The organism is Methanospirillum hungatei, assembly GCF_020216685.1.
Classification (GTDB): domain Archaea; phylum Halobacteriota; class Methanomicrobia; order Methanomicrobiales; family Methanospirillaceae; genus Methanospirillum; species Methanospirillum hungatei_B.
This window is the reverse complement of sequence record NZ_JAIWNS010000252.1, coordinates 1-5,334: the sequence shown is the minus strand read 5'-3', so window position 1 is coordinate 5,334 and position 5,334 is coordinate 1. Positions and strand designations below refer to the sequence as shown.

The 5,334-nt window shown below is 41.6% G+C and carries 5 protein-coding genes; 2 read left to right on the top strand and 3 right to left on the bottom strand.

Annotated elements, in window-relative coordinates; translation table 11 throughout:
- A partial coding sequence (locus tag LDL35_RS14275) for a hypothetical protein (RefSeq protein ID WP_304023643.1) occupies positions 1-658 on the bottom strand: 658 nt, incomplete at its 3' end.
- A gap of 57 nt (positions 659-715) precedes the next feature.
- Positions 716-2,062 (bottom strand): class I SAM-dependent methyltransferase, encoded by a 1,347-nt coding sequence (locus LDL35_RS14270; protein WP_304023641.1) that lies wholly within the window; start codon positions 2,060-2,062, stop codon positions 716-718.
- A gap of 201 nt (positions 2,063-2,263) precedes the next feature.
- Here LDL35_RS14270 and LDL35_RS14265 point away from each other — a divergent pair, with 201 nt between their 5' ends.
- Entirely contained in the window at positions 2,264-2,671 is a 408-nt protein-coding gene (locus tag LDL35_RS14265) for a PleD family two-component system response regulator (RefSeq protein ID WP_304023640.1), read from the top strand.
- A gap of 13 nt (positions 2,672-2,684) precedes the next feature.
- Positions 2,685-3,236 carry a CheB methylesterase domain-containing protein gene (locus LDL35_RS14260; RefSeq protein ID WP_304023638.1) on the top strand — a complete coding sequence of 184 codons (552 nt, stop codon included), beginning with the start codon at positions 2,685-2,687 and terminating at the stop codon, positions 3,234-3,236.
- Positions 3,237-3,238: 2 nt separating this feature from the next.
- Here the strand turns inward: LDL35_RS14260 and LDL35_RS14255 are convergent.
- Positions 3,239-5,334, bottom strand: a 2,096-nt coding sequence (locus tag LDL35_RS14255) for a methyl-accepting chemotaxis protein (RefSeq protein ID WP_304023636.1), incomplete at its 5' end; no start/stop codon positions are given.

The window sequence follows — 5,334 nt, the reverse complement described above, 5'->3', positions numbered from 1 at the left end:
ATAATGTCAGTTCAGGCTGAATTGTCAGAGATTTTTCGATAAAGGGATACGCTTTTTCAAACTCACCGGCCTGGACCAGATTGACCGCGGTGACATAGCAGACATTTCCAAGATCCTCCTGGGATAAAAATCTCTCGGCACTCTCTTTTTTCTCTGTTACATCCTCTGGGATCTCTTCAGAAATTTCAATTGCTTCAATCTGTTCATCTGATATAGAGGTGTCAAGTACAGTGCCAGCAGCAAAGTCTTCTTCACCAGCGGGTACTTCTTCACTCTCAACAGTGTCTGTCTCTTCGGTTACTTCTATTGCCAATGATTCGGTATCTGAAGAAACCGGTTCTTCGGCATTTGCTATTGCTGTTGCGATCTCTTTTACAGTTGTCCGTTCAGGTTCGGTGAGTGTTGACAAAGGTTCGATGACAGCAATCTCCTCTGCTTCAACATCATCCGCAAGCTCAGGTTTTTCTGGTTTTACTGCCGGAGGGGTTTCCTGCTCCACCGGGTTTTCAATAACATCCGGTTTCTCTTTTGTTTCTGTCTGCTTAAATGATGAAACATCCCGGATGAGAAAAGAAAGCATCTGCTCATACTGCTCTGCTGATATCTCTCCTTTTGCAAAGCGTACCTGCAGAATTTTTATGGGATCTTCATCTGACATCGATCACCCTGTATCGGAATACTCGTCTGCAATACTCATTAACAATTAACCGGTTATCTATTTATGCATTGCAGAAACCTGAGTTCGTGCACCTGCAACAAGATTGTATGATCCCTTTTTTGGATTCCATCTGACACGAACCTCTGAGATTTTTAAAATATCTCCATACTCTGCTTTTTTTACCGATGTAATCTCTTGATTCTTTAATGAACGGGGGATGATAAGATATACTTTTGCTCCTCCTGATCCGTCACAAATGAGAAAAATGGCAAATTCCCGGTTACCAATGTCCATCGACATCTTTGCTCCGGCAATGGTCACTGTTTCACCGAGGTAATCTTCAAGTTCACCGAGCGGGATGGTTCCTTGAATAAATGAATTCGGACAAACCGGGGCAAGGGGTTTTTTTGTAAGGATACTATAGGAAAATTTTATATCGGTATTCAGAAACCGATACCCGTCCTGCCCCTCACTTAACAACTCCATCAATCGTGGCGGCTTTAATTCAGATAGTTCTGCAAAGGACCAGCAGGTATCCGGTTCACATGGGCCCGGATGGATATATCTGCATGGACCCAAGAGAAATAATCCTGATCTCTCCAGATTTTTTTGAAGAATGCGCAATTCTGTTGAGTGTCTGAGTTCTGCCGGTTCAACCAGAATCAAAATACCATCATCTGTCAATGATGAACAATATTTTATCAAGAGGTCTGCTTTTTCTCTGCTGCTCTCTCCAGGAAGTTCAGCCAGAACATTCTGGCAGGTGATCATGGTATACGTACCAGAATTTTTCGGCTGCCATGATCTGATATCCGCATGCTGTAAAAGATCTGTTTTTATTAAAGATTCAGATGCAAATTCTGGAACAAGAAATTTGAAAGCCTCTATGAATTCTTCAGACTGCTCTATGGCATCAATGGTGAGTGTTCCTTTCTTCCTCTCTTTCATAAACCAAGTGAGAGCGAGCGGAACAACTCCGGGACCGGTTCCTAGGTCCAGTACTTTAAGGTCCTCTGGAAGAAGTCCGGATTTATCAAGTCTCTGGATGATGTAATGAAATTGAATTATATAACCCGGAGCCTGATAGGAAAGATAGGCGAAAACATCATACCCCCTTCCATATTTTGCATGGGGTGTTTTACTCCAGTATCCGGCTTTCTGAGCAAGGACAGATTGTCTGATTCGTTCAATTGTCGCCGGAGTATCCACAGGTTTTCCTGTTTTATTCTCAATATATTTTTCAATTAATCGTTCCAGCCGGGAAGGAATTTTCAGAAGTTTTCTTTGATATTTTACCTGTCTGTCACTCTTCTGCCGGCTTTCTGATTTTAATTCACCATCCTTTTTCTTTATCCGGGTTTTATTTTTTTTATGAAATTTTGTAAATGGCTTATCTGAATTCATAACTATCAGAGGTAATCTGTGATAGGATCTTCTACGAATGAACAGATAAACCAACTGCAGGATTATTAATACCTTTTTTATAAATCCTGATTACCATACCATCTCCTGAATCAGTACTACTAAAGATTCATTGTTCGTTCACAATCTTTCTAACCAGTTATAAGGCAGAATAATATAGTCTGAATCACAATATCCTTTCATATGGATCCATCAACTGATCCTGAATCTTCACGTTCACTATCTGGTCTTATGGTCGTAGATGATGATGAGGACATACTCTTTACTGTGAACTCTTTATTTAGAAAACGCCCCTTTCCGGTTTTTCTTGCACATTCCGGAAAAGAGTGTCTGGATTATCTGGAAAAAGGATTCAAAGGGGTGATTTTAATGGATATAATGATGCCAGGTCTTGACGGCTGGGAAACAATCCAGGAGATTGTAAACCGGGACCTGATGCATGATCTTATCATTTCCATGTTCACTGCAAAGGATGTTCCGGATACTTCTCTTGACCACCTGAAAGAATATGTCTTTGATTATATTACCAAACCCTTTGAACCAGAAAACCTCATCGCGCTGGTTGACGATTACATAACCATGCTGGATTAGTGCGGTATATATAATGAACATCCTCATTATTGGTTCTTCAACTGGTGGTCCACGAGTAATATTTGACATCTTTACCGGCATACCTGCTGTTCCAATGGCAATAGTAATCGTTCAGCATATGCCGGAATCTACCACATCCAGGTTTGCACGCCGACTCTCCCAGCTATGTTCCATGAACGTCATCGTACCAAATGGGGGAGAAGTCTTAAAACCGGGATCACTTTTCATAACTCCCGGCGATAGTCATCTCCTCCTTAAAAATAATGAAACCATTATTCTTGAAAAGTCAGAAAAAGTAAATTTTGTCCGCCCATCTGTAGATGTAACAATGATGTCCCTGATTCCAGATTCAAAGAATTCATTCTATGGTCTTATATTATCCGGGATGGGGAGTGATGGAGCGCAGGGGCTTATGTATATGAAAAAGATTGGAGCACAGGTGTTTATCCAGAATCCTGATACCTGTACAATAAGAAGTATGCCTGAAGCTGCATTCCGTCTGACAGATGTTGACCGAGTTTTATCTCCTGAAGAGATACACGATTTTATAATCTCAATAAAATAAAATCAGGAAGTTTTTCTTAATGTGAAGACTTCCATTTCATTTCTCATATTACTGACTGCTTCATTAATCAGGTTTATAATGCCGTTAATCTGCGATACCACTGCCAGGGCTTCTTCACTCGTTGCTGAAGACTGAGTGGCATCGTCGGCAGTCCGTTTAACCAGCGTACTCATCTCATTTGCACTTGCTGTGATCTCCTCAAATGAGGCTGCCTGTTGTTCAGTTGCCTGTGCAATAGTCAGCATCTTCTGATTAATATCATCAACCGCTTTTGTAAGTTCAGTGAAAACATTGAGCGTATCTGATAATGCACTGTTCCCTTCAATGACAGCTTTTCCTGCTGCTTCAATTGCATGTGCAGCACTATCAGATTTTCGTTCAAGACCCATGATCATGTCAGCGATTGATTCAGCTGATGTTCGTGATTCCTGAGCCAGGGCTTTTACTTCAGACGCCACAACTGCAAATCCTCGTCCGGCTTCACCTGCCCGGGCTGCTTCAATAGCTGCGTTTAATGCAAGAAGGTTTGTCTGGTTTGCGAGATCGGTGATGATATTGACGATTTTACGGATCTGATCCATCTCACTTCTGATTGCACCAATGATCTGCTCAACTTCAGAAGATGATCTGGTAATACTCTCCATTCCTTTGTCAGCAGCACCTGCATATTCAGTGCCCTTCTTTGCAAGCGTATTAGCATCTTCGCTGAGTCTTGCAACTGCATCAGCATTTGCAGAAATATCACTTACCATTATGGTAAGGTCAGCCATGGCACGTAGGACCTGATCTATTCCCTCTTCTGCTTTGGAAGCATTCATTGATGTCTCTTCAGCATTCTGGGCTATCTCACGTGCACCTTTGCTGACATCCTCTACACCATACTGTGCATTACTTGAATGTTTTGAGAGGGATTCAATCTCCTCATTCAGGTTTTCAATAGTTTTTGATATATCTGTGCCGATTTTATCAAGTGAATTTCTGAAATCTGCAAATTCCCCTTTTACAACGAGATTCGGATTAAAGGAAGTTGCCAGATTACACCGGGCATACTCTTTTGCAACTCTCATTGCCTCTTCAATAGGTTCAACCACAGCATCGAGCGTTTCATTTATTCCTTTCACAAGCGTTGCATAAGATCCCTGATGCCGGTTCACATCAGCCCTGGTATGTAACTCTCCGGCAGTTGCAGATTCAGACAGGAGGTTCACATCTTCAACGAGAAGACTGATTGCATCAATACACTGATTCAGGTTATTTTTAAGTTCATTGAAATCGCCACGGTACTCTTCAGTAATTTTTGGCGGTAGATCACCTTTGCTTATCCGATCAATATACTCAGCTGCAAGGTTTAATGGGCCAATATAGGTATCAAGCATATTGTTCAGGCTTTTAATCATGTTACCATGATACCCTGAGTATTTTGAAGGATCTGCCCGTACATCCAGTTTTCCCTCCATACCTGCCTTTGTTAGTAACTGAATGTCTGCCCCCCGCATCTGAATGACATCAATGAGTGCATTCAGATTATTTTTAATCTCATTGAAATCGCCACGATACTCTTCAGTGATCTTTGGAGGAGTATCACCTTTGCTAATCCTGTCAATGTATTCAGCAGAAACGTTAATTGGTCCGATGTATGCATCAAGCATGTCATTGATACCTTTAATCATCCGACCATTTTCTCCAGGATAGCGGGAATGATCTGCTCTGACGTCAAGTTTCCCATCAAGTGCAGCTTCGATGAGCATCTTAATATCATCGTTTCTCATGTGGACAACATCAATGAGAGCGTTAAGATTGTTTTTGATCTCATTGAAGTCCCCATGGTACTCTTCAGTGATCTTTGGCGGAATATCTCCCTTGCTAATCCTGTCAATGTATTCAGCAGAAACGTTAATTGGTCCGATGTATGCATCGAGCATGTCATTGATGCCCTTAATCATCTTTCCGTTCTCGCCAGGATACTTTGTATGATCCGCTCTGACATCGAGTTTCCCCTGAATGGCTGCCTCAATGAGCATCTTAATATCATCGTTTCTCATGTGGACAACATCAATGAGAGCGTTAAGATTGTTTTTGATCTCATTGAAGTCCCCAT